Raw genomic sequence first — 20154 nt, forward strand, 5'->3', positions numbered from 1 at the left:
ACCGTAGATTTTACGGATTGATAGTCGTTTGAGCAAGTGAGTGAATACGTTAAACCGGCATTTGTGTGGAGAAATCACGCGGTTTCTCACACTCTATTTAGGCTCACTTGACGTACTCTTCATTATGGGCCGACCATTGGATAACGTGGATCGTGGCATCCTCTATCATCTCCAGCGAGATGCACGGAATACAACTACCCAAGAGATTGCAGAGACTGTCGGTGTTTCGGCGAGTACTGTCCGGAACCGAATCGAAGCGCTCGAAGACGGTGGAGTCATCAAGGAATACCATCCCGAGATCGACTATGAAGCAGCGAATCTCCCGCTGCGTGTGCTGTTCGTCTGCACCGCGCCGGCAACCAAGCAATCCGAATATATCCAGCAAATACTTGAGGTACACGGTGTGATCGATGTGCGCGAGATGCTGGTCGGCCGGCGGAATATCTACGTGGAAGTGGTTGGGACGAGTACGGAAGATATTACGCGTATCACGGACACACTCCACGAGTCAGGGCTCACGGTTGAGAGTTCCGAGATCATGCGTGAACGGCATATCCAGCCCTTCAATCATTTCCACTTCAGTGAAGCCACCGCCGATGAGCGGCGTGAGAGCTGATTTCCCCGACCTTCAGAAATCCGTATTCCACACTTTAGAACCCGAATATTGCGCTAGTCACATATGTGGTGTGTTTGAGAACGATCTTTTGAGGGTGTTTCCCCGTATTTAGCAATATGACAGAACATCCTCTAATAATAGTTATGTATGTGGCTAATCGAGTATGACCAGTCAACCCAGCAAGCTACCTACACTGCCTCACCGCAGGTCGACTCACTACTCGATCAAATACTGGTGACTGTGTCGACTGGGAAGCAGGAACCCTCGCTACAGGAGTAGTGGCTGTTAGCAGTGCTCTTCTATGTATTCAGCTCGGATACCGTGACGGTTCGGTCGGAGTGAATGGTAACATGGTTCCCGACATATTCGAACGTCACTTTGGGCGAGGCGTGTTGATACAGATCCTCGAGTGCATCGGGGTCGATGGCCTCATAGAGATGTCACGGGTTTCGTGCCGGTGGCTTCGGTCACAGCTGTTACCACGGCAGCAGTGATCGACTCGGTGTCGGTTGCTGAAGCGTGGCGGGATGACTCTGGGTGCGAAGGTGACGAAGTTGGCATATCCTCTGTGAGTGGATGCCAGAAACATAGTGTTTGAGTGGTTCATGTTACCAAGTAGCTTGATATCGAGAGGAGGTTTGTCATCCGAGTATACCTGAGTTACACCACTAGCCGTCGCTCTGGCTCATTTTCCTCCAGCATAGACGGATGTAACAAAATAACAACCTTTCGGAATCTGGCCCATCTCCTTGAGTAGTAGGCTCGGACACAGTAATCCACCCATCACTGGTAACCTCAACCTGATATTGATTGCATCGGAAGGAAACACTACCTTCACTATCGCGTGAGTGACCGTTGATCGTGGGCCCGAAGACCCCGTCTTCGATTGCGGCGATATCCACACACCACCTACGAGCAAGCCTATGCCGTTCTGGCTGAGAAAGAAGATCTCGAGCGGCCTGCTGCCGAAGATATCATCGAACGATTGTACAACAAGGGTCCTGTTTACGAAGTCGAGGGAGAACTCCGACTCACTGATTGTAAGTCTGCATAGCGAAGCCGCCATGTTTTTGTAATTAATGTTTCGGGGATAATCGAACCAGCGCCACGATTGACTACGACATCCGGATCGCCGTTGTGCTCTAGTGTGGGTAACGGTTGAGATACCACTCCCTCTTATTGAGGGTCGTCGATACCGCTCCTGAACGAACGATGTTTTCGGAAGAATTGGAACTTGCCCACTTCCGTTTATTATCGCGGCCGAAATAGACACGGACAACACAATGATTCACGATGCTCGCGTCCTGCAACCACAGTTTGTCCCGGAAGAGGTCGAGCATCGCAACGCCGAGATCAACACGCTCTCGAATACGCTCAAACCGATCATGGACGGTCAAAACGGCGAAACATCGCTCCTATTGGGACCGTCCGGTGCGGGGAAAACCTGTATCGCGAAGTTCACCATCGAGCGACTACGTGAGAACGTTCTTGATATCAACCGCCAGTACGTCAATTGCTGGCAGGATTACACGCGATTCCAAGTCCTCTATCGTATTCTCGAAGGGATCGGTCAAACTGTCAACATCCATCGTCGATCGACACCAAAAGACGAACTCCTCGACCGTCTCCAGCGGTACGATGGACCGCAGTTCATCGTCATTCTCGACGAAGTCGACCAACTCGAAGACAAAAGCGTCTTGTACGATTTGTATCGGATGCCGACCATCTCGATGGTACTCATCACGAACCGCGAGGAGGAGCTATTTTCCCATCTCGACGGTCGATTGGCCAGTCGGTTGCGGACGTGTGTTCGCGTTCCGTTCGAAAAGTACCACCTCGACGAACTCGTTTCGATCCTTCGTGCTCGTGTCCAGTGGGGACTTTCGGAAGGCGCAATCGGAAACCAGGAACTCGAACTAATTGCGGACGCAGCAGCGGGTGATGCACGGGTCGCAATCGGCATCCTCCGAAATGCGGCACGTCGCGCCGACCAGAGTGATCTGGATCATATTTCGACCGATATCGTTCATGAAGCAATCCCGGATGGCCAGCGCGAAGTTCGGCAGAAAACGATCAATCAACTCAACGCTCATCAGCGCGCCCTCTACGATATTTTGGAAGAACAGGGCGAACTCAATCCGGGGGAACTCTACGAGGCATATCAGGAACGCGTCGAGAATCCGAAAACGAACCGGACGGTCCGAAATCACCTCTCGAAGATGGAGCATTATCGGCTCGTCGTGGCCGATGGGAAGAATCGGGCACGGACGTACCAACTACGCTAATCACGCTTTCGGAAGCGTCGGAAACGACCCGGTCTTGCCTATAGTTCCTCCGAGAGATACGTCTATTCGTGATGACGAGTCAGAGATCACCAACGCTTCCGACGCTCGGCAGTGGAATAACACTCCTCAACGTCGATGACCGAACGACCGGTGCACTTCAGTCCCTTGTTTTCGACCACCTCTTGCTCGAAGACGGTTCTGCCATCTGGGTCGATGCACAAGGACACGGAACCACACAGCCACTCGCACGAATTGCACCATCGATGCGCTTACTCGATCGAATTCGTATCGCTCGTGCGTTCACACCGTGGCAGCATTCGAGCCTTCTGCAGGACCTCAAGTCGGCCGTGACGGACGACACGACGCTCGTGATTCTCCCCGCGTTCGACTGGTTCTCCCGCTCGGACGATCTGGGCCGGGGTGATGGAAAACGGTTGTTGAAATCGGGTATCGAGTTCGTCTCCGAATTCGCGGCTGAAACCGACACCTCGATTCTAGTGACCCTGAATCGCGACGATTCGTTTACCGCACCGATTCGAGCGGCGGTAGACGACGTCATTCGCTGCGAACGGACCCCGTTCGGCCCTCGATTTACCGGCGATGACTTCGAAACGCTAGTCTATCCGTTAGAGAATGGCCTGTTACAGACTACATTCGCGTATTGGAAACGAGTACTCACATCGCGACATCCCGCTTTCGCGAGTGGGAGTACCGACACTCGAACGGAGGTGAGCGTCCATGGGACGAACTAATTCGACGTATCGTGACCTCCTCCGGGCAATGGAGAACCGATGGGGAGAGTATCGACGAGGACTCCGTCGTGCTGACCAGCAGGTGTTCGACCGGCTCTTCGAATTCGCACGAGCACACGCGGATGCGAGCGGATTACAGACGCCTCGCCTCGTGGAGATTCCCGCGCTCGTCTCGATCATCCTCGAACAGCAAAAGCAGATCGACGACCTCGAAGACCGTCTCGACCATCTCGAGCAGGATTTGAACGATCGGGAATGAGAGATGGTATACAAACCCGGCTCCGTCGACGGGGACGTGCTCCGATGGTCAGTAACTGGGTCGGGTGTGACCTGCGAGGTCGACGAATCGTATACACCCATCGACTTCTCGCGGGAGTTCCGCTACTGTCTGGAAAAGGATATTGACCCACTGCCGACCCACGAACTCTCGCAGATGCAGATTGCTGTGTCGGAGACGGAACTCGCGAGTGAGACGGTTACCGAACTCACGATCGACGATGAGATAGTGACTGGGAGTGGTGCGGATGTGTTAGCAACATTGTCGGCTCGTGTGAGTTCGATTGACCCGGAGATTGACCCGGATGTACTCTTCCTGAATACGAGCGACCTCATTCCCGTCCTCTTCCAACAGGCCGATCGGCTCGAGCGTGGGGCGGTCGATCCGAGTGAGTTGGTGATCACGAATCGGGTTTCGAAGCAGCGGGAGGACTACACGCAATCGACGCGGAGTGTAGTTAGCACGCTCATAGACTCGTTCACAAGGAAGCATATTCGGCATGGGAATAACTGCGCCCGTATAGGTTACCGTCACCGCAGGTGGTTCCGGTAGCTGTCAGAAGGGATTGTGGTAGAGCTAGTAGGAGGTGGTGACACCATCGCTTGGGCTGCGGGGGGACAGATGATCGAATTCCTTGGTCGGAATCGTGCCGTCAGTCCAGGCCATCCGGCCTTCAGTTTTAGTAGTGAGCCCTTCGTACGCACCGAATCGATCGGATTCCGATTCGATGTAGTCCGTCAGTTCGCCACTCTCCGCCGTCTCGGTGTCAGGATAGGTGTTTGCCCATGTAAGGTGGGTCGTCTCGACTCCGAACCGCCACGATTTGAGCTCGCCCGTGATGACATCCTTCCGGAAGCCGCGCGATGTTGACCCGTCCATCGCCTCCGGATAGCACCAGAGGGCGTCGGGATTATCAACGACTCCGAGCATCGACGACACGTACTCGTTGCTATCGGCGTAGTGGCTCATCTTCCCCTTCGATGCGTCGATGACCGCTTTCGAGTGCTCAATCGGGTCGGCCCCGCGCCATGGACTCACCTCCAGTAGGGCGTCCTCCGAGACAGCGTAGACGTACTCTGTCCCGTAGAGGTCGAACCCCTTGTAGCGTTCTTGCTTCGCCCAGTAGGATTCCGTCGCTGTCGTGGACTGTGTTGTCTCGGAACTCTGCATCGTCGTCGCGGTGGACGACCGGCTGTCACTGGTGAGTTTTTCGCCGAAAGCCTCCGGATCGAACGATCCGAGGACCAACTGCACATCGTCGAAGCTCAGTGCAACATCGACGGCAGTTACATCGATGTGATCGCTCGGAATGGGGCGCAACATCTGGGTTTTGAGGCGGTCGTAGGCATTCTCGTGGATGGCATCTTGGTGGGAACGAATGCCTTTCAGGTCGAAATACAGAATCTCGTAGCCATCTCGGAGGGGGGTTTTCGTTGGATCCGGAAGCCACCGTGCAAAATCCGGCGCTGTGGTTCGCTTTGACTGGTTCGCTGTGGATGTGTTATCTGGATGACTCTCACTCCCAATCGATGGGTCGCTGAGACACCCGGCCATCGACGCGAGCGTTCCGCTACTGAGCGCGAGACCTGCGGTCCTGAGGAGGGTTCGTCGTGAGCGGGGCATGGAGTGGACTTCGTGGAGTTGCGGAATAAGTTTTCTGCTGTCTTTTTATCGATGGAATCTACGAGATATGGTCGGTTGTAATTTGTCCTCGACTTGCTGACTCTCGGCACGCTTCGCGCGAAAGTTGACAAGCTCGGTATTCTGTTCCGGGTGCCGGATCGTCTCAAAACAAATCTATTCTGTTCAGAATCTGATTCGGTTAGCTGATTGCAGGCGCTAAGCCCCCTTCCTCAGGGAACGCCGAATGGCGCGAGCAGGGAGGGGATACAGCGTTCACAAGAGCTTCGCTCTTGTGTGCAAACGAGACGCGAAGCGTCTCGTCAACGCCGTCATCATCTGTTCATACACCGTTCTGTTGCAGGCCCACAGGCCCACGTAATCGAAGTAATTAATACGTGTTACATGCAATACATGCATACAGTGAAGCGGAAGACAATCAACATACGAGAAGACCAAGACGAGTGGATTCAGAAGAATCATCTGAATCTCTCGTCATTTATCCGCGAGAAATTGGACGAACTTATCGAAGAACGCGAGTAGCATGTACTACGCCTACAAATATCGTCTTGAGCCATCCGACGCCCACCGTGAGGAGTTGGACCGCCATCGCGATATCAGTAGGCAAGTCTACAACCACGCACTCCACCGCTTCAACCAAATCCCCGAGAACGCAGGTACCCTCAACCAGCGCGTTCGGTCCATCCGTGACGAACTCCCCAGCCTTAAAGACTGGTGGGATGGTCTCTCGGACGTGTACTCGACAGTTCTGCAAACTGCTGTCATGCGGATTGAGGACAACATAAAGTCGCTCAGGGAACTCAAGAAGAAAGGCTACGGCGTTGGACAGCTCAAGTGGAAACCACTACGGGAATTCCGTAGTTTCACGTACAGTCAATCTGGCTTCAAGCTCGACAAGAAGGGCGGTCAGACCGTACTGTCACTCTCGAAACTCGGGGATATTCCGATACGGATCCACCGCGCTATTCCTGACGACGCCAAACTCAAGCAAGTCACGCTTAAGAAAGAGCCGACGGGTGAATGGTTTGCTACGTTCGGGGTCGAAGTAGAGCGTAAAACTCCCGAGAAACCCGATATACTCACTGATGTAGTGGGTATCGACGTTGGGATTCTCAAGTATGCTCACGATACCGACGGAACTGCCGTCGAATCACTCGACCTATCGGACGAACGAGAGCGGCTGGAACGCGAGCAACGAAAACTCTCGCGGAAGCAACACGGGTCGAACAACTACGAGAAGCAACGACGGCGAGTCGCGGAGTGTCACGCCGACCTCCGCCGGAAGCGCCGGGACTTCTTGCACAAGCTCTCGAACTACTACGCGAAAGAGTACGACTTCGTGGCTGTTGAAGACCTGAACGTCGCTGGAATGATGCAATTCGATTCAAATTCACGCAACCGAGCGTCCGCTGCATGGCGAACTTTTCTCCGGATGCTCGAATACAAATGTGAACGCGAAGGAACGCACTACATTCCGGTCAACCCGAGAGGGACAACGAAAGAATGTGCGGCGTGCGGTGTGTCGTCGGACAAACCGCTATGGGTGCGCGAACACTCATGCCCGTCCTGTAGATTCACGGCGGATAGGGACTGGAACGCGGCGTATAACATCCTCATCCGAGGGTTGAAGAAAGCGGATATAGGAGCGGGATGCTCCGAATCAACGCCTGTAGAGACTGCGCTCCCTACGGGAACTGCTGTTGTTCCTGCAAAGCGCGTCGTGGAAGCAGGAAGCCCCGTCCTCAACGCGCGAAGCGCGTAGGGCAGGGTAGTTCACACGTCACCGCTCGCAAGTCGGTCGATGAATTCCTGACGCTCTCGCTTTCGCTCATCAGCTGTTGCACCGTATCCTTTTTCGACTTGCTCACGATAATTGTTCACGGCCGTTTCATCTCCCACAAGGAGTATTCCGTCACGGAAGACTGAATGAACGACATTCAATGGGAGCTGTTCGATGTCACTTACGTCCACAAAGCCCTCTGCATATGCTTGGAGGTCAGCATCGATGCGATTCCGTCGTTGAAATCGCTCGCGGGCGGTGAGCTGGTCTGGAAAATGGAGTGCGATATCGACATCGGATGTCGATGTTGCCGTCCCGCGGGCGTGAGAGCCAAATAACAGAGCGAACGTGACCTCAGTCTGGGAAAGATATGACTGGAGCCGAGTGACATCAACGCCATCGATGTCCGTGTCGCTCGTCCGCTTCATGGGCTAGTGTTTGCGAGCCGTGACTAATATACTTACGTTGGTTCGACCTCCGTTGAGTGCAAACGATACAGAACACGGGAAGGTGGGTCTCTTCTGTGATCTCTCCCAAGCAGAAGACGCGAACACGGTTGTCAGAATCAAATCGCACTCTATTGACAGTCACTTTCTCAGTTGACTCAATCACGGATTCCCGACCACAAACGCGGTGGCCAGTACCCGATCTCCCCCTCCCGCTGGCTTTGAGCCGATAGATGCCGATACAACTGCCCTACTCAGGAGTAGCCGTCTGGCGTCTGCCCGAACTGTGTCAATTCGGGACGTCCACATCCACGGTTGTATACTGGTGGGTGATTTTGAGATTCTATTAGCTATCAAAGTTGCCAATGTCCTCACCAGCATTTCATTGAATTCATCTTGAGGCCGAACTATGGCCCAATTCTTCTTTTACTAGTCGTCGCTGTCTATCGATTCGAACGTAATATCCTGTTGCTCGCCGGCTAATGCAATATGCCCATAATTAAGCAATCCCACAAAGACGCTCCCTCCGATAACATTCCCTAAAACTGTCCAACTGAGAAAGTGAGCAAAGTCACCGATAGTTACTCCCTGGTTGAGCAACAGTGCAGTTACGATCTCCGTTGTGCCAAGGATACTGTGGTGAAACGGTCCAAATCCGATCATCGCTGTACCGAGCAGAACAAACAGAATTCGACCAACAGTATCGCGACTTGAGGCGGACAACCACGTTACAAGCCCCATTAACCAGCCTGCAATTACACCACTCAATAGAATCACCCACCAGGAGAGTGGAAGGAGTGCGTTCGCCAATTCTCCAAATGCCTTCGGTTGTATGATGCCCATGGCGGGACCAACTACCGTGATTAGTCCAGCGAACACCACACACCCAACTAAATTGGATGTTAGGGTTACACTCCATACCCGACCGAGATCCCGAATCGAAGCACGTCCATCGAGTACCGGCAGAATCGCCATCGTGGAGTGAGCAGTGAAGAGTTCTGTTTGTCCGATCACGACGAATAAAAATGCGATAGACGATACGCCACCAAGGACGACCTGCTGGACCAGCTTTGACTCAAACCCGCCAGAAAATGTGAGTGCCATCGCCATGAACAGCGCACCGAAGCTGAGGTTGAGTCCTGCTGAAAGCCCGGACAAGAACACGCCTTTCGGTGGACGATGAATCTCTTGCAGGGCATTCTCCATCTCTCGTTCCAAGATCCGACGATAAGATAGTGAAGCGCCGGATGGTTCCTCTGTGTCTGAACTCATGTAGGAGAGTGGTAGCTTAAGACTGAATACAAATAAAATAGGTCTTCTGTTGATCTTTGTTTCATATTATGGTGTCAATATTTCACGCCGATTCAACAACATCGTGGAGGACTATCCTGCTGTTCGCTTTCTGTTTGGTAGCGACTGAAGGCAAAGCAAAGACAGTTGCAAGATATTCACAGTACAAAGAATTAAACGTATCTAAGACGTAAGTTAGCAACCACCATGATTGATCGTGTTGAGAAAGAAGTCGAGATGCTAACGCGGCATCTCCAAGTCATGCAGTTAGTCATCGAACACAAGCCGATTGGCATTGTCAAAATATCTAATGAAACTGGGTATCCGCATCATAAGGTGCGATACTCATTGCGAGTGCTTGAAGAAGGGAATTTAATCGAGCCGACCGATCAGGGAGCGATCACCACTGATCAGACAAGCGATTTTGTTGACAATCTCGAAAGCAAAATCGACGATATTCAAAACACTCTAGACGACATGAAGATTGAGAAATAAAAGAAGATGTCGGGAAATTTGGACTGTAGGTTTATTCCAACTTGAGAATTGGATCGCGATACTGTCGGTCTTGATCGAGTGTTAATCGCTCATCGTGAGGACTGTCTATGAATGAGAAACATCGTTCTCGGAATGAATGTAGCGAATAGATAAGTCGATTCGAGTTGTTTATACCGAAGATACTACTAAGACACCGGAATCAGTGTCTGGTGGTCTCTGTAGGGGGATAAGGATGAGTCAACCACTTCCAGAAGAATGGTTTATCAAAAACACACGAGTTAACGCACTGATTGCATGGGTATTCGCAGTCACCTTCATTCTGATTGCTATCGTGAGTTTCATAAATATCTTATTCGTCGAAACAGTGATGGCCGCCATCGCGGCGTTTGTTGCTATCTCTCCCGCCATCGTTGATCGGTCATGGACTCGAACGATCCCGTGGCCTTTGTTACTCGTTGCATCACTCCCGCTATTTATTGCAACAACTCAGCCGGGATTCTTCGACGATATTGTGACCGGGATCAGCGTTGCGACCCTCGCGATGCTCGTCGTCGTCGCGCTTGAACTAACGACTACAGTACGAATGACGCCACAGTTCGCAATCGTTTTCACCGTCATCGTGACGCTCGCCACCGCCGGATTCTGGGCAGTGGGGTCGGCAGCTTCAGCAACATATCTTGGTACAATGTTCATTAAAACGAACACCGAGCTCATGACAATCTTCACTGCAACACTTATTGCGGGCATTATTGCTGGAGTGTTGTTCTGGTTGTATTTCCGACGTCGGCTCTCTGCAAACTTCGAACAATCAAGGGAGATCGGCGCATGAGTTTCCATACTCCCGTCCACGTTTCGGCACGCCGGGAAAGTCAGTTGGTTCGCCTCCTTCAAGGGGCGATGGTCGCCATCTTAGTAATTGGCCTCTGGCAAGGGAATGGTGGTATCGTCGTGAATGCGAGTGTTGGCCTGCTCGTAACGTTCCTGCCAGCGTTTTTCGAGCGTAATTACCGTATTACAATGAATGCTGGCATTGTACTCTGGATTACTGTCGCAATGTTCCTGCACGCGTTCGGGACGTTATCATTGCCTGCACTGGGTTTCCTCAGTCTCTACCAATCGACGTGGTGGTGGGATCACATGACCCATGCACTCTCGTCATCGCTCGTTGCGGGCATGGCATACGCTGTGACGCGAGCACTTGAAGAGCACACTGAGTACATCTCGATGCCACCGAAGTTTATGTTCGTCTATCTATTGCTGTTCGTGATGGCATTCGGTGTCATTTGGGAACTCATCGAGTTCTACGTTGCCGTCGTGTCGAATCTCATTGGCATCGGAAAGGTACTCACACAGTATGGATTGGACGACACGATTCTCGACCTATTCTACAATACGATCGGTGGATTGCTCGTCGCAACCTTCGGTACCGTCCATTTGACGGGCTTATCTGATCAACTTCAATCGCGGCTCGAATCTACGAATCGATAGTGGTTTCTCTTCTGTCTTCTCTGGGAATAATTCACGGAATGGGGGGATAACGAGCACGAGGATCTGATTACACTGTCGTAATCTCCTTCAGCCAACCAGTGTAATCCGCTGAACTGCTTCTTTCCTTCTCTTCGGGCCGCGAAGAGAAGAAGAAGCAATTACACCCGACAGTAGACAACCGTTCATTCCACCATCAGAGGGGTGCAACTTGCACCCCCTCCTCATCTCTTGGGGATCGTCGATTACGGTCGGTAGATCGGTGGTGATTACGACACCGTAATCTCCTCCGTGATACTCTCGTCTTTGTTGGTCGTGATCGGTACTGCCGACGAGAGAACGTCAAACTCTTCGGCAACGCCTTTTGTCACTGTATCCGTGTCTACCCGATCGTAAGTGCTATCGTCGCTTCTGTGGTTGTTGATGTCTGCGTCCTCGTCCACGGTGCTGACGTGCTCCATCTGTGCTGCAAAGAACGACTCCCATTCATCCTCGTCAGCCACAAGGACGTTTTTCTCGTTGCGGTGTTTCAGTGTGACAAGATTGCTGCCGTCCTCGGGATCCGGCGTCTCACTCTGACTCGTTCCTCGTGCGACGAACTCCATGACACGGCGCACTGTGTTTGGGTTGGTGTCGAGGTTGTGGTTGTCGAGAATCTGCTTGACGAGCCACGACGGCAATCGCATTTTCCCGTGGCCACGACGTGCACGCTCGTGAAATGCCGCCCAGACGAAGGTTGCACGTTCTTTGTTCTTCGAGAGGTCATGACTGCCGGTCTTCCGAGCGGCTGTATCGCGTTGAATCTGCAGTTGGTTTCCTGTGCCATCGAGATCGAGAACGTCGCTCACGTCGACCTCATCGTGTTCGAGATCGTCGATACGTTGGTCGTGGTCGTCCAGTCGTTCGCCGTGTCGTTCAACGGCTTTGCCGAGTGGGTATGGACCGACCCAGAGATTTGCTGCTTCCTCCGCTTCTCCCCGCCACTCGATGGTTGCCTGCTCCTCGAGTTCCTCGATTCGTTCGTCTTTCTCGGTAACTTCCTGTTCGAGCTCGTCGATGCGCCTTGAATCGAGATGAGTCCTTTCGGATTGGCGGCTGTATCCTACGCAGTCTCCGTCACTCTCTAATGGCGGAGGTTAGTCCTGAGTGCGGAACCACTGTGCGACTTGTCGACTAAACGTGTCATAGACGCTCAGTCCGGTCTGGAGCGTCTCGTATACTTCGACGTAATCCACCCTGCCGTATTCATGAGCCAGGACGTTTCGAAACCCGACAGCTGCGACGAGCGTATTCATCGTCTCCTCGTCGATAACCTCCTCTTGCCCGAGAACGCGAATCGCCTCCTTGGATGCGGCACCATCGAAATCAAAGTCGTGCGTGGCAATGTGTTGAGCGAGGTCGGAACACGCCTGAATCGCATTCTCGAACATCCGCTCAACGGCGCGTTGCTCGGTCGTATTCGTGAGGAGATCCGTGCGAGAAAGTGACTGTTGTTTCTCCTTCAGTTCCCCATGATACTGCTCGATTTGTTTGAGCTTTGTCGAGACGACCCGTTCGTCAGCCATGAAGGCCGTCCTCTGCAATGCGGTCGATCACGTCCCGCTGGTGGCGACGAATCTCGTCGTGTTGTTCCTCAAACAGCGCCTCTGTGTCCGCTTTGAATTGACGAAATGTGTCCTCATCACCACAAAGAAACTCGCCATTGACAGCGTCGTGTGCTACTTCGAGTGGCAGTATTTCAATATCTGAGACATCGATGAACGGGGCATCTTCTCGCTGCAGGTCACCCGAGAGGAAACAGAGCTTTTGGAATCGCTCGTGAGAGGAGAGACTGTCTGCGAACTTAACGGCGAGATCGAGGTCGGATGACGGACGCGAGTTGCTGGTGAGCTGTGAGCCGAAAACCACCGCGAAGTCGATATCCACGTCGTGGCAGAGTGACTCTTCGAGGACGGCGAGCAACTTCGAGTGTCCGTCAATCGAGTCCATACGTGGAATAATGATGGTTCTCCACTAAAGAATTCCGTTAGTCGGAGGGTGGAATTCGGTGGCGAAACGAGTTCTTTGGGGGATTCTTCCCACAGTTACTGTTGATAGCTTTCTCCCTACTCATGCCGCTCTCGACTCTCGTTAGCGGGAGTTGTCGATTATACCATTGTAATAGAGGGGGTTCGCGATAGCGACCCCCTCCATTTCGCAGAAATAGACGCACTCCACCGTAACCAACACACTACTACCACCATGTGTCACCGGCAAAGCGGTGTGAATCTCTTGTGGTGCCGCCCGAGTGGGGGTTCTGCGAACCCCCGTGAGTACAACGCTATAATCAGCGCCCTCCGTTTCGTTCCGCGTTTGCTTCGTGAGCTCGCATCCACCCCGCGAGGTCGGGATGTGCGAACGTGATCTCGATATGATGACCACCGACACCCATGGCGTCGTCGACCGACAACGTCCGCGATTCCTTGTAGGTCACGCCGGGTACACGCTCGACCATTTCCTCCATCACCCGATAGCCGTCGTTTGTGTACGCACAGCCGTAGTGGGTCGCAATTTCCCGATAGCCTAACCGTGCAACCATCACGTCATTCGTCTTGGCACCATTCTTCGCGTGCTCGAGCACATCGAGATACTTATCCTCGACTTGCTGACTCTCGGCACGCTTCTCGCGGAAGTTGACGAGTTCCGTATTTTGTTCTGCGCGTTGGACTGTCTCGAACGTTGCATCAGCTCACAGACTTACGGACATCGACGTGCTACGGGTTCCATGGACGACTCCGACCTCGAATCGACCGAACTGTACTCGGAAGAACTCGGTATCGACCTCGCGTCGGGTGACGACGAGGAGGTATTCAAATGGTTCCTCGCCAGCGTCCTTTTCGGGGGGCGCATCTCGGAGGATATCGCCAAGCGGACGTACCGAGTATTCGAGCGACACGACCTGCTGACGCCGGAGGATATCGTCGACACCGGATTCGACTTCTTGGTCGACCACATGATGCGGGAGGGCGGGTACGTCCGGTACGACAACCAACGGTCGGAGCAGATCCTCCGCAACTGCCAGACACCCTCGAAACGTACGACGGCAGTCTGAACGAACTGCGCGAATCCGCTGAGGACAAGAGCGATTTGGAGGAACGAATCGACGCGTTCTATGGCGTCGGGCTGGTGACGGTGAACATCTTCCTCCGCAAACTGCGCCCGGTGTGGGAGAAGAACGACCCCAACCCACTCGACACCGTCGAAGAAGCTGCGGCGAACTACGACGTTGACCTCGATCGGTACGACAGGGACAGCGAGCAGTTCGCTCGCGTCGAAGCGGGGCTCATCCGGCGGCGTCACGAAAGGTGAACGAACGTGGGTGGGCGAGGCAATTTGAGACGGAAAACTGTCGTGGCTCACAGTTAAGGAAACGCGCGCCGTTCACGCCATGCTATGTCACAGTCGAATCTGACCAGCGTACTAGTCGTCGGCGCGACGGGAAATCAAGGCGGTGCCGTCGTCGATCACCTGCTCGCAAGCGACGAGGAGTTCGACGTGCACGGGTTGACGCGACATCCAGAGAGCGATGCCGCCGAGCAGCTGGCCGACCGCGGGGTCACAGTGGAGGAGGGGAACTTGGAGGAGAAGGATACGTTGCGACCACTTGTGGAGGATGTCGATGCCGTCTTTGTCGTGACCAATTTCTGGGAGCACGGCTATGACCGCGAAGTACAGGAGGGGACGAACATCGCGGAGATCGCCGCCGACGTCGGCATCGAACACTTCGTCTTCAGTTCTGTCGGCGGAGCCGAGCGCGAGACCGGTATCTCGCACTTCGACTCCAAGTACGAGATCGAAGAGCAGATTCAGGAACTCAACCTCCCCGCGACCATCGTCCGCCCGGTATTCTTCATGCAGAACTTCGAGGGGATGCGCGAATCCATCGAGAACGGAACGCTGGCGATGGCGTTGGATGAAGGCGTTTCGCTGCAGATGATCGACGCCGAGAACATCGGCGCGTTCGTCGCGCGGGCCTTCGAGCAGCCCGACCGATATCGAGGCGAAGCGTTCGAACTCGCGGGCGACGAACACACACTGGAGGATGCGGCGACCGTCTTCTCGGCAGTGCTTGGCCGCGAAGTCGAAGCCCAGCACGTTCCAATTGATGACCTCCGCGAGCAGATGGGCGACGAGTACGCCGTCATGTTCGAGTGGTTCAACGAACACGGCTACGAGGCCGATATCGAGGAACTCCGCGCGAGTCATGACGTGGAGTTCACGGACCTGGAGGGATATCTCCGCGAGCAGGGTTGGGTCTAACGGCGATAACCGACGGGGTGTGATGAGTTCGACGGAGTCACTCCTTGTTGCGAGACGATGGTTGTTTTCTTGATTGTGTTCCCGTAGAAAGGTTGCTCGTCGCGCCGAATTGGGTAAGGATCCGCCGAGGGAGTCGAACCCTCATGCTGACCGTCACGGGTTTCGTAGAGCGATCAATCGCCCCGGACGTCGTGATTGAAATAGAGTCACTTGTGCTGGGTATTCTCGTAGCTCTGCTCTGAGGATGGTTCGTAGGCTTTCCACGTCACACCGTGTTTCTCATTGAACTCTTCGAGCAACGAAAACCAGTAGTGCTCGCTAAATCACTTACTAGGCCACTCGGGTTCACGCTTATTGAGGAATGCATCGATGCCCTCGTTCGCGTCGCCTGTGGTACACAGCGAGGCGAACTGCTCATTCGAGTACTCGAGGGCGGTGTCATAGTCGAGATCGTTCATCACGTAATAGGCCTGCTTACCCATTTGAACGGCGACCGGACTCTTTTCTGCGATTGACTCCGCGAACGCAATTGTCTCCTTTCGGAGATCGTCTTTAGGGACGACACGATTAACGAGTCCCCAGTCAAGGGCAGTCTCGGCATCAATGAGTTCGCCCGTCAGCAGGAGTTCGAGACATCGTTTCTGCGTGAGCGAGCGCATCAACGGCACAGCAGGCTCCATACAGAATAGCCCCACGTTGGGGGCGGTAGCGCCGAGTTTGGTTCCTTCCGCGAGCACCGCCAGATCGCACGCAGCAACGAGCCCGATACCGTTCGCGGCGGCGTGGCCATGAGCTGCCGCGATAACAGGCGTCTTCATGTGCACGAGCGTCTGAAACGGCTTCTCCATCTGCCCAACCCATTTTTCATACTCCCGTTGGGTGTCAAAGTCTCCGTGTTCACTCAAGTCAATTCCTGCCGAAAACGCGTTCCCAGCACCCTCAATGATGATGACTCGAACATCATCATCCTGGTCGAGTTCTCGAAGAGCGCCATCGAGATCGTGGGCTAATCCCGTGCTGAACGTGTTCATCGCCTCCGGGCGGTTAAGCGTGATCGTCGAAATATGTCCGTCTATGTCTACCGTGACGGCCTCGTAAGCCATACGAGGAACCACACGTCGGAAGAAAATAGTTGTTCAGGGCTCTGCGGGCGTGTTGAGATGAAACGCGGTAGCAGCGTACGAGTGATTCAATATCTCTCGCAAATAGGTCCCGCGGCAGCTAGCTAGTGTTGATGATCGAAATGAGCGATGAAGAACGAAAACATGGCACTGGATTTGCGTTCCGATCTATTGCGATCAAGTGGATTCTGGCGTCGTGGATCGGCTACCAGGGTTTCTCGAATACCAAACTCGGGCGAATCGAGTGCCACGAGGCGATCAACGCGTATGCGAGGGAGATATTGTTGGAGCTTAGTCGAGCAACCATCACGTCGTTCGTCTCGGCGACATTCTTCGCGTGCTCGAGGACGTCAAGGTATTTGTCCTCGACTTGCTGGCTCTCCGTGCGCTTCTCGCGGGAGTTAACGAGCTCCGCATTCTGTTCCGAACGTTGAATCGTCTTGAAGAGCTGGCGACCTGCATTCGAGGCTTCCGCGGCGAGGTTTGGCGACTCGTCGTCAACACCCTCTTCAGTCTCGTAGTCTTGAACGAGATTGATTATACGCGAGATGGACGCACACACCCGACTGTTTTTCTCTTCAGCGTCGGTGAGGTCGTCGATGTCTGCTTCCATGGTCTCGGTCGTCTCTTCGAGACTACTGAACGTCTGTCGGTCCTGGGCGTGCTCTTTCGTCGCCTTTGTACGATAGTCTTCGAGTTCATCAACTCACTGAGTCCGTTGATGCAGCGATTAACTGGTACGTTAGTCGTTTGCCACCGTTGGTCTGTATGAGCGACTGATTCGCTTCCAATGGCCCCCATTGAAGCGATAATACGTTACAATCGCTGGAATGCCGGTTTCCACGATCAATGTGAGTGACAGGGCAATGAGTCCGACAGAGGTTGTTGCACCGAGATACGCAACGGGTAGTGCGAAGAAATACAACCCCAATGTCTGTCCATAGAATGGCCACCGAGTGTCGCCGCCCGCACGGAGTGGGCCAGTTGCGCTTCCGATCACTCCATAGAAAATGACACTTACACAGGTTGCGTAGATCAAATTCTGCACAATTGGGAGGACGGCTGGATCGCTGACAAACGCTCGACTGATAGGATGCGAGAAGCAAGCAACAGCGATTGCAATGAGCACGTACACAAACACAGTAAATCGGAATACGTCCCTCGCGTACCCCTCGGCTTTCCGTTCAGCACCTGTTCCAAGTGCTTGTCCAACAAGGCTGCTCGAAGCAAGACTCAACCCCCAGCCAGGTGTGTCCATGAGTGCTCGAATCCGAAGCGCAATGACGAATGCGGCAACGACGTTTGGGCCGAAGAGGCCAACAATGGCGATTAAGGGGAGTTGACCTCCGGTTCGAGCAAGGTTCGTAAGAACGAGGGGCGTTCCAATCTCTGTAATTTGGTGTACGAGTGACTGATCGACATGCGGGCCATCGAGAGTAATCGTCACAGGGAACGCTCCGACTAGTGGAAGGCTTCCAGCTATGAATCCCCAGACAAAGAGAATCGTCACGAGGACTGTGCTGATAACCGTCCCGATCGCTGCACCAAGAACCCCAAAGCCAAGACCAAAGATAAGAACAGTATTGATGCTAATATTCACCATTGCACCACCAGCACGGAGGAGCATCGGAATCCGTGCGTTATCAGCACCGACGAGGGTGCGGCTTCCAATCAGGTTCACTGCTGCGAAGGGAATCCCAAGCGCAACGATTTGGAGATACCTGGCTCCATATTCGATTGCAAGGTTGTCGGAGCCAACCAGTGAAATCAGGGTATGAGGGAGGAACCAAAGCAGGAGTGCCAGCGGTATCGTTACCGCAACCGCTAAAAACGTGCTTGTTTTGACGATGCGGTTGAGTTCGTCATATCGGTCCGTACTAAACCGCTGTGAGATCAGTCCGATTGTGCCGTCTGCGATCCCACCACCAAATGAAAAGGCGAGCCCCCAGAACGGTGATGCAAACCCGATACCTGCTATTGCCGCAGGACCCACAGCCAGCCCAACCATGGCAATATCTGCTGCTGATTTCGACATTCGTGCAACCCCGGTGATAATTCGCGGCCATGCAAGTCGCGTGGTATGGTAGACCCGGTGCTTATCGATCAGATTCAGCGCAACCAGTAGATGGCCAACCTGAAGGAGAGCAACTCTCACGGGATTGTATGATTTAAGTTCCACAGAAGTACTGCGATGTATGACAGTTGTGTATAAATTACTTGTGAGACATTGAGGAACAATCTAACAAACATTCATGATCGAGAAGAGATCTCAATTCACACCCGTCTTCTGAGAGTCGTCTACAATATAGTTGTACTTGCGCAAATCGGCGAGCGTCGGAGAGTCACTCGACTGCGGATACGAAGAGCTGAAGATGTGGGCGGCACACGAACTATTACGAGACGTCGATCTCTGCCCGGACGATATCGGCGGTTCGCGGTCGGCTCGCTGGACGTTTTCGAGCCGTGACTAATATATTTACGTTGATCCACCATGTCGTCTGAACACGCGGGTGCCGTTGCAGTCGTCGTTACATATTGGTGATGGGGTCTAAGGGCAGTTAGTCGCCCTCGTACTACTTCACGAACAGAACCCCACGAATACCGTCGTTTGTTTCAATTCTGTCCCACTGACGATAGCTATCTCGGACGATTCAGACGCGATTCCGACCACAGATGCGGTGGCCGGTACCAGCTCTCCCCCTCCCGCTGGCTTGTAGCCGATAAATGCCGATACAACTGCCGTACTTACGAGTAGCCGTACGGCATCAGTCCCGAACTGTGTCAATTCGGGACGTCCAAATCCACCGTTCCGGATCAGCGATAAGAGTTAGTTTCTATGACTCGATAATCATCATATGAAGTCGGCTGGTACAGAGCTCATATCTGTGACTGTTGATATCTGGCATCCAGACTGCTGGACCCTTCATGCCACGAAAGGGGTCGATGCAGGTTTACTGGGATATGAGATGACACTACAGAACGGTGAATTTACTGACCGATTTAGGCTGTATCGTGCGTATGGCGACTCACGGGACGCTGTGGAGCAACTCATCGAAGCCATCGACGAAACGGATCTGACCAAGGACGTGATTGTTTTATCGCCGTCGACTTCCCCTGATTCTAGAGCCTTCGGCCCTATCACGCAGGATATTTTAGTTGAATTTGATCCAGTTCCTGGTATGCGGGATGCCTTCACCGACCGAGGATTCATGCACTATGGTCCGTCACAGCATGAAGAGGGTCGAGAGCGCCGATCTCTTCTCACGATCTCCAACCGAAACACGGTATATCAATCACTTGAAGATATCGAGGAATCTTACGACGCTGATCTCAATATTGAACGATTCACCACTACTCATACTCCAAGTGGGCTACAAGACCTCCCAAGCGACGGACTGTCACCTCGGCAGCGAGAAGCCTTTCAACTAGCACGAGCGCGTGGGTACTACGAATATCCACGAGGGATTACCGGACAAGAGCTTGCAGATGAGTTTGGGGTTTCACGAACTACGTTTATCGAACACCTCCGCAAGGCGGAACGTGAACTCCTTACCGGGATCGAGTTCCAGTGATCTTGAGACAAATCACCGTTGAATTCGACTTACGTCGGCTGATGTTGATCTCAGAATGGGCCCGTCATAGTGAGGTAACTACCTCATCATTCTAC

At 53.4% G+C, this 20154-nt stretch carries 26 protein-coding genes; 14 read left to right on the top strand and 12 right to left on the bottom strand.

Features of this window, described 5'->3' with window-relative positions; translation table 11 throughout:
* The first annotated feature begins 40 nt into the window (after positions 1-40).
* Positions 41-616: an Lrp/AsnC family transcriptional regulator gene (locus AC1XDK_RS25055; protein WP_483352749.1), complete on the top strand. Its 576-nt coding sequence runs from the start codon at positions 41-43 to the stop codon at positions 614-616.
* A gap of 299 nt (positions 617-915) precedes the next feature.
* Here AC1XDK_RS25055 and AC1XDK_RS25060 read toward each other — a convergent pair whose 3' ends face one another.
* Together AC1XDK_RS25060 and AC1XDK_RS25065 are read right to left on the bottom strand one after the other, a co-directional pair.
* Complete coding sequence (locus AC1XDK_RS25060) at positions 916-1041, bottom strand: HalOD1 output domain-containing protein (protein ID WP_483352807.1); 126 nt, start codon at positions 1039-1041, stop codon at positions 916-918.
* A 260-nt stretch (positions 1042-1301) separates the two neighbouring features.
* Positions 1302-1682, bottom strand: coding sequence for a hypothetical protein (locus tag AC1XDK_RS25065; protein WP_483352750.1), 381 nt, complete (start codon positions 1680-1682; stop codon positions 1302-1304).
* 217 nt (positions 1683-1899) lie between these two features.
* Here AC1XDK_RS25065 and AC1XDK_RS25070 point away from each other — a divergent pair, with 217 nt between their 5' ends.
* From AC1XDK_RS25070 to AC1XDK_RS25085, 4 genes are all read left to right on the top strand, one after another.
* Positions 1900-2901: a Cdc6/Cdc18 family protein gene (locus AC1XDK_RS25070; protein ID WP_483352751.1), complete on the top strand. Its 1002-nt coding sequence runs from the start codon at positions 1900-1902 to the stop codon at positions 2899-2901.
* A gap of 71 nt (positions 2902-2972) precedes the next feature.
* Complete coding sequence (locus AC1XDK_RS25075) at positions 2973-3653, top strand: hypothetical protein (protein WP_483352752.1); 681 nt, start codon at positions 2973-2975, stop codon at positions 3651-3653.
* Entirely contained in the window at positions 3640-3912 is a 273-nt protein-coding gene (locus tag AC1XDK_RS25080; protein ID WP_026178017.1) for a DUF8156 family protein, read from the top strand. Before AC1XDK_RS25075 ends, AC1XDK_RS25080 begins: the two co-directional genes overlap by 14 nt.
* 3 nt (positions 3913-3915) lie before the next feature.
* Complete coding sequence (locus tag AC1XDK_RS25085) at positions 3916-4482, top strand: hypothetical protein (RefSeq protein ID WP_483352753.1); 567 nt, start codon at positions 3916-3918, stop codon at positions 4480-4482.
* Positions 4483-4506: 24 nt separating this feature from the next.
* Here AC1XDK_RS25085 and AC1XDK_RS25090 read toward each other — a convergent pair whose 3' ends face one another.
* The gene (locus tag AC1XDK_RS25090) at positions 4507-5553 is read right to left on the bottom strand and encodes a hypothetical protein (protein ID WP_483352754.1); all 1047 of its coding nucleotides are present in this window, start codon (positions 5551-5553) and stop codon (positions 4507-4509) included.
* Between the two features lie 541 nt (positions 5554-6094).
* Between AC1XDK_RS25090 and AC1XDK_RS25095 the strand changes: the two genes are divergently transcribed.
* Entirely contained in the window at positions 6095-7333 is a 1239-nt protein-coding gene (locus tag AC1XDK_RS25095) for an RNA-guided endonuclease InsQ/TnpB family protein (RefSeq protein WP_483352755.1), read from the top strand.
* An 11-nt stretch (positions 7334-7344) separates the two neighbouring features.
* On the opposite strand, the gene mntA is transcribed toward AC1XDK_RS25095, so the two are convergent.
* Positions 7345-7779, bottom strand: coding sequence for a type VII toxin-antitoxin system MntA family adenylyltransferase antitoxin (gene mntA, locus AC1XDK_RS25100; RefSeq protein ID WP_483352756.1), 435 nt, complete (start codon positions 7777-7779; stop codon positions 7345-7347).
* A gap of 447 nt (positions 7780-8226) precedes the next feature.
* Positions 8227-9069, bottom strand: a complete 843-nt coding sequence (locus AC1XDK_RS25105; RefSeq protein ID WP_483352757.1) for a formate/nitrite transporter family protein — start codon at positions 9067-9069, stop codon at positions 8227-8229.
* Positions 9070-9294: 225 nt separating this feature from the next.
* On the opposite strand from AC1XDK_RS25105, the gene AC1XDK_RS25110 reads away from it, so the two are divergent.
* The 3 genes from AC1XDK_RS25110 to AC1XDK_RS25120 all read left to right on the top strand — a co-directional run bounded on the left by AC1XDK_RS25110 (position 9295) and on the right by AC1XDK_RS25120 (position 11070).
* Positions 9295-9582, top strand: a complete 288-nt coding sequence (locus tag AC1XDK_RS25110) for a hypothetical protein (RefSeq protein ID WP_483352758.1) — start codon at positions 9295-9297, stop codon at positions 9580-9582.
* A gap of 232 nt (positions 9583-9814) precedes the next feature.
* The gene (locus AC1XDK_RS25115) at positions 9815-10411 is read left to right on the top strand and encodes a hypothetical protein (protein WP_483352759.1); all 597 of its coding nucleotides are present in this window, start codon (positions 9815-9817) and stop codon (positions 10409-10411) included.
* Entirely contained in the window at positions 10408-11070 is a 663-nt protein-coding gene (locus AC1XDK_RS25120) for a DUF2238 domain-containing protein (protein WP_483352760.1), read from the top strand. The genes AC1XDK_RS25115 and AC1XDK_RS25120 overlap by 4 nt, the downstream gene beginning before the upstream one ends.
* Before the next feature lie 266 nt (positions 11071-11336).
* Here the strand turns inward: AC1XDK_RS25120 and AC1XDK_RS25125 are convergent, their stop codons facing one another.
* Positions 11337-11753, bottom strand: coding sequence for a hypothetical protein (locus AC1XDK_RS25125; protein WP_483352761.1), 417 nt, complete (start codon positions 11751-11753; stop codon positions 11337-11339).
* 78 nt (positions 11754-11831) lie between these two features.
* On the opposite strand from AC1XDK_RS25125, the gene AC1XDK_RS25130 reads away from it, so the two are divergent.
* Positions 11832-12134: a hypothetical protein gene (locus AC1XDK_RS25130; RefSeq protein WP_483352762.1), complete on the top strand. Its 303-nt coding sequence runs from the start codon at positions 11832-11834 to the stop codon at positions 12132-12134.
* 69 nt (positions 12135-12203) lie between these two features.
* Here the strand turns inward: AC1XDK_RS25130 and hepT are convergent, their stop codons facing one another.
* The 3 genes from hepT to AC1XDK_RS25145 all read right to left on the bottom strand — a co-directional run bounded on the left by hepT (position 12204) and on the right by AC1XDK_RS25145 (position 13687).
* A complete protein-coding gene (gene hepT, locus AC1XDK_RS25135; protein WP_483352763.1) occupies positions 12204-12632 on the bottom strand; it encodes a type VII toxin-antitoxin system HepT family RNase toxin in 429 nt (142 codons plus the stop codon).
* Positions 12625-13056 carry a nucleotidyltransferase domain-containing protein gene (locus tag AC1XDK_RS25140; protein WP_483352764.1) on the bottom strand — a complete coding sequence of 144 codons (432 nt, stop codon included), beginning with the start codon at positions 13054-13056 and terminating at the stop codon, positions 12625-12627. Before AC1XDK_RS25140 ends, hepT begins: the two co-directional genes overlap by 8 nt.
* Positions 13057-13393: 337 nt before the next feature.
* Positions 13394-13687, bottom strand: coding sequence for a hypothetical protein (locus AC1XDK_RS25145; RefSeq protein WP_483352765.1), 294 nt, complete (start codon positions 13685-13687; stop codon positions 13394-13396).
* A gap of 144 nt (positions 13688-13831) precedes the next feature.
* Here AC1XDK_RS25145 and AC1XDK_RS25150 point away from each other — a divergent pair, with 144 nt between their 5' ends.
* From AC1XDK_RS25150 to AC1XDK_RS25160, 3 genes are all read left to right on the top strand, one after another.
* The gene (locus tag AC1XDK_RS25150) at positions 13832-14158 is read left to right on the top strand and encodes a hypothetical protein (RefSeq protein WP_483352766.1); all 327 of its coding nucleotides are present in this window, start codon (positions 13832-13834) and stop codon (positions 14156-14158) included.
* Between the two features lie 35 nt (positions 14159-14193).
* Entirely contained in the window at positions 14194-14415 is a 222-nt protein-coding gene (locus tag AC1XDK_RS25155) for a hypothetical protein (RefSeq protein ID WP_483352767.1), read from the top strand.
* Between the two features lie 84 nt (positions 14416-14499).
* The gene (locus tag AC1XDK_RS25160) at positions 14500-15366 is read left to right on the top strand and encodes an NmrA/HSCARG family protein (protein WP_483352768.1); all 867 of its coding nucleotides are present in this window, start codon (positions 14500-14502) and stop codon (positions 15364-15366) included.
* A 323-nt stretch (positions 15367-15689) separates the two neighbouring features.
* Here AC1XDK_RS25160 and AC1XDK_RS25165 read toward each other — a convergent pair whose 3' ends face one another.
* The 3 genes from AC1XDK_RS25165 to AC1XDK_RS25175 all read right to left on the bottom strand — a co-directional run bounded on the left by AC1XDK_RS25165 (position 15690) and on the right by AC1XDK_RS25175 (position 18666).
* Complete coding sequence (locus AC1XDK_RS25165; protein ID WP_483352769.1) at positions 15690-16469, bottom strand: enoyl-CoA hydratase-related protein; 780 nt, start codon at positions 16467-16469, stop codon at positions 15690-15692.
* 223 nt (positions 16470-16692) lie between these two features.
* Positions 16693-17100 (bottom strand): hypothetical protein, encoded by a 408-nt coding sequence (locus AC1XDK_RS25170; protein ID WP_483352809.1) that lies wholly within the window; start codon positions 17098-17100, stop codon positions 16693-16695.
* Between the two features lie 129 nt (positions 17101-17229).
* Positions 17230-18666 carry an MATE family efflux transporter gene (locus tag AC1XDK_RS25175; RefSeq protein ID WP_483352770.1) on the bottom strand — a complete coding sequence of 479 codons (1437 nt, stop codon included), beginning with the start codon at positions 18664-18666 and terminating at the stop codon, positions 17230-17232.
* Between the two features lie 706 nt (positions 18667-19372).
* On the opposite strand from AC1XDK_RS25175, the gene AC1XDK_RS25180 reads away from it, so the two are divergent.
* Positions 19373-20059, top strand: coding sequence for a helix-turn-helix domain-containing protein (locus AC1XDK_RS25180; RefSeq protein WP_483352771.1), 687 nt, complete (start codon positions 19373-19375; stop codon positions 20057-20059).
* Positions 20060-20154 lie beyond the last annotated feature (95 nt).

The organism is Haladaptatus sp. HS23 (assembly GCF_056892285.1).

What these genes read in the sequence shown, in the direction of transcription:
- AC1XDK_RS25065 (WP_483352750.1), bottom strand. Translation starts at nt 1,682, where the DNA reads ATGGCGGCTTCGCTATGCAGACTTACAATCAGTGAGTCGGAGTTCTCC.
- AC1XDK_RS25070 (WP_483352751.1), top strand. Translation starts at nt 1,900, where the DNA reads ATGATTCACGATGCTCGCGTCCTGCAACCACAGTTTGTCCCGGAAGAG.
- AC1XDK_RS25075 (WP_483352752.1), top strand. Translation starts at nt 2,973, where the DNA reads ATGACGAGTCAGAGATCACCAACGCTTCCGACGCTCGGCAGTGGAATA.
- AC1XDK_RS25080 (WP_026178017.1), top strand. Translation starts at nt 3,640, where the DNA reads ATGGGACGAACTAATTCGACGTATCGTGACCTCCTCCGGGCAATGGAG.
- AC1XDK_RS25085 (WP_483352753.1), top strand. Translation starts at nt 3,916, where the DNA reads ATGGTATACAAACCCGGCTCCGTCGACGGGGACGTGCTCCGATGGTCA.
- AC1XDK_RS25090 (WP_483352754.1), bottom strand. Translation starts at nt 5,553, where the DNA reads ATGCCCCGCTCACGACGAACCCTCCTCAGGACCGCAGGTCTCGCGCTC.
- AC1XDK_RS25095 (WP_483352755.1), top strand. Translation starts at nt 6,095, where the DNA reads ATGTACTACGCCTACAAATATCGTCTTGAGCCATCCGACGCCCACCGT.
- mntA (WP_483352756.1), bottom strand. Translation starts at nt 7,779, where the DNA reads ATGAAGCGGACGAGCGACACGGACATCGATGGCGTTGATGTCACTCGG.
- AC1XDK_RS25105 (WP_483352757.1), bottom strand. Translation starts at nt 9,069, where the DNA reads ATGAGTTCAGACACAGAGGAACCATCCGGCGCTTCACTATCTTATCGT.
- AC1XDK_RS25110 (WP_483352758.1), top strand. Translation starts at nt 9,295, where the DNA reads ATGATTGATCGTGTTGAGAAAGAAGTCGAGATGCTAACGCGGCATCTC.
- AC1XDK_RS25115 (WP_483352759.1), top strand. Translation starts at nt 9,815, where the DNA reads ATGAGTCAACCACTTCCAGAAGAATGGTTTATCAAAAACACACGAGTT.
- AC1XDK_RS25120 (WP_483352760.1), top strand. Translation starts at nt 10,408, where the DNA reads ATGAGTTTCCATACTCCCGTCCACGTTTCGGCACGCCGGGAAAGTCAG.
- AC1XDK_RS25125 (WP_483352761.1), bottom strand. Translation starts at nt 11,753, where the DNA reads ATGCGATTGCCGTCGTGGCTCGTCAAGCAGATTCTCGACAACCACAAC.
- AC1XDK_RS25130 (WP_483352762.1), top strand. Translation starts at nt 11,832, where the DNA reads ATGACTGCCGGTCTTCCGAGCGGCTGTATCGCGTTGAATCTGCAGTTG.
- hepT (WP_483352763.1), bottom strand. Translation starts at nt 12,632, where the DNA reads ATGGCTGACGAACGGGTCGTCTCGACAAAGCTCAAACAAATCGAGCAG.
- AC1XDK_RS25140 (WP_483352764.1), bottom strand. Translation starts at nt 13,056, where the DNA reads ATGGACTCGATTGACGGACACTCGAAGTTGCTCGCCGTCCTCGAAGAG.
- AC1XDK_RS25150 (WP_483352766.1), top strand. Translation starts at nt 13,832, where the DNA reads ATGGACGACTCCGACCTCGAATCGACCGAACTGTACTCGGAAGAACTC.
- AC1XDK_RS25160 (WP_483352768.1), top strand. Translation starts at nt 14,500, where the DNA reads ATGTCACAGTCGAATCTGACCAGCGTACTAGTCGTCGGCGCGACGGGA.
- AC1XDK_RS25165 (WP_483352769.1), bottom strand. Translation starts at nt 16,469, where the DNA reads ATGGCTTACGAGGCCGTCACGGTAGACATAGACGGACATATTTCGACG.
- AC1XDK_RS25170 (WP_483352809.1), bottom strand. Translation starts at nt 17,100, where the DNA reads ATGGAAGCAGACATCGACGACCTCACCGACGCTGAAGAGAAAAACAGT.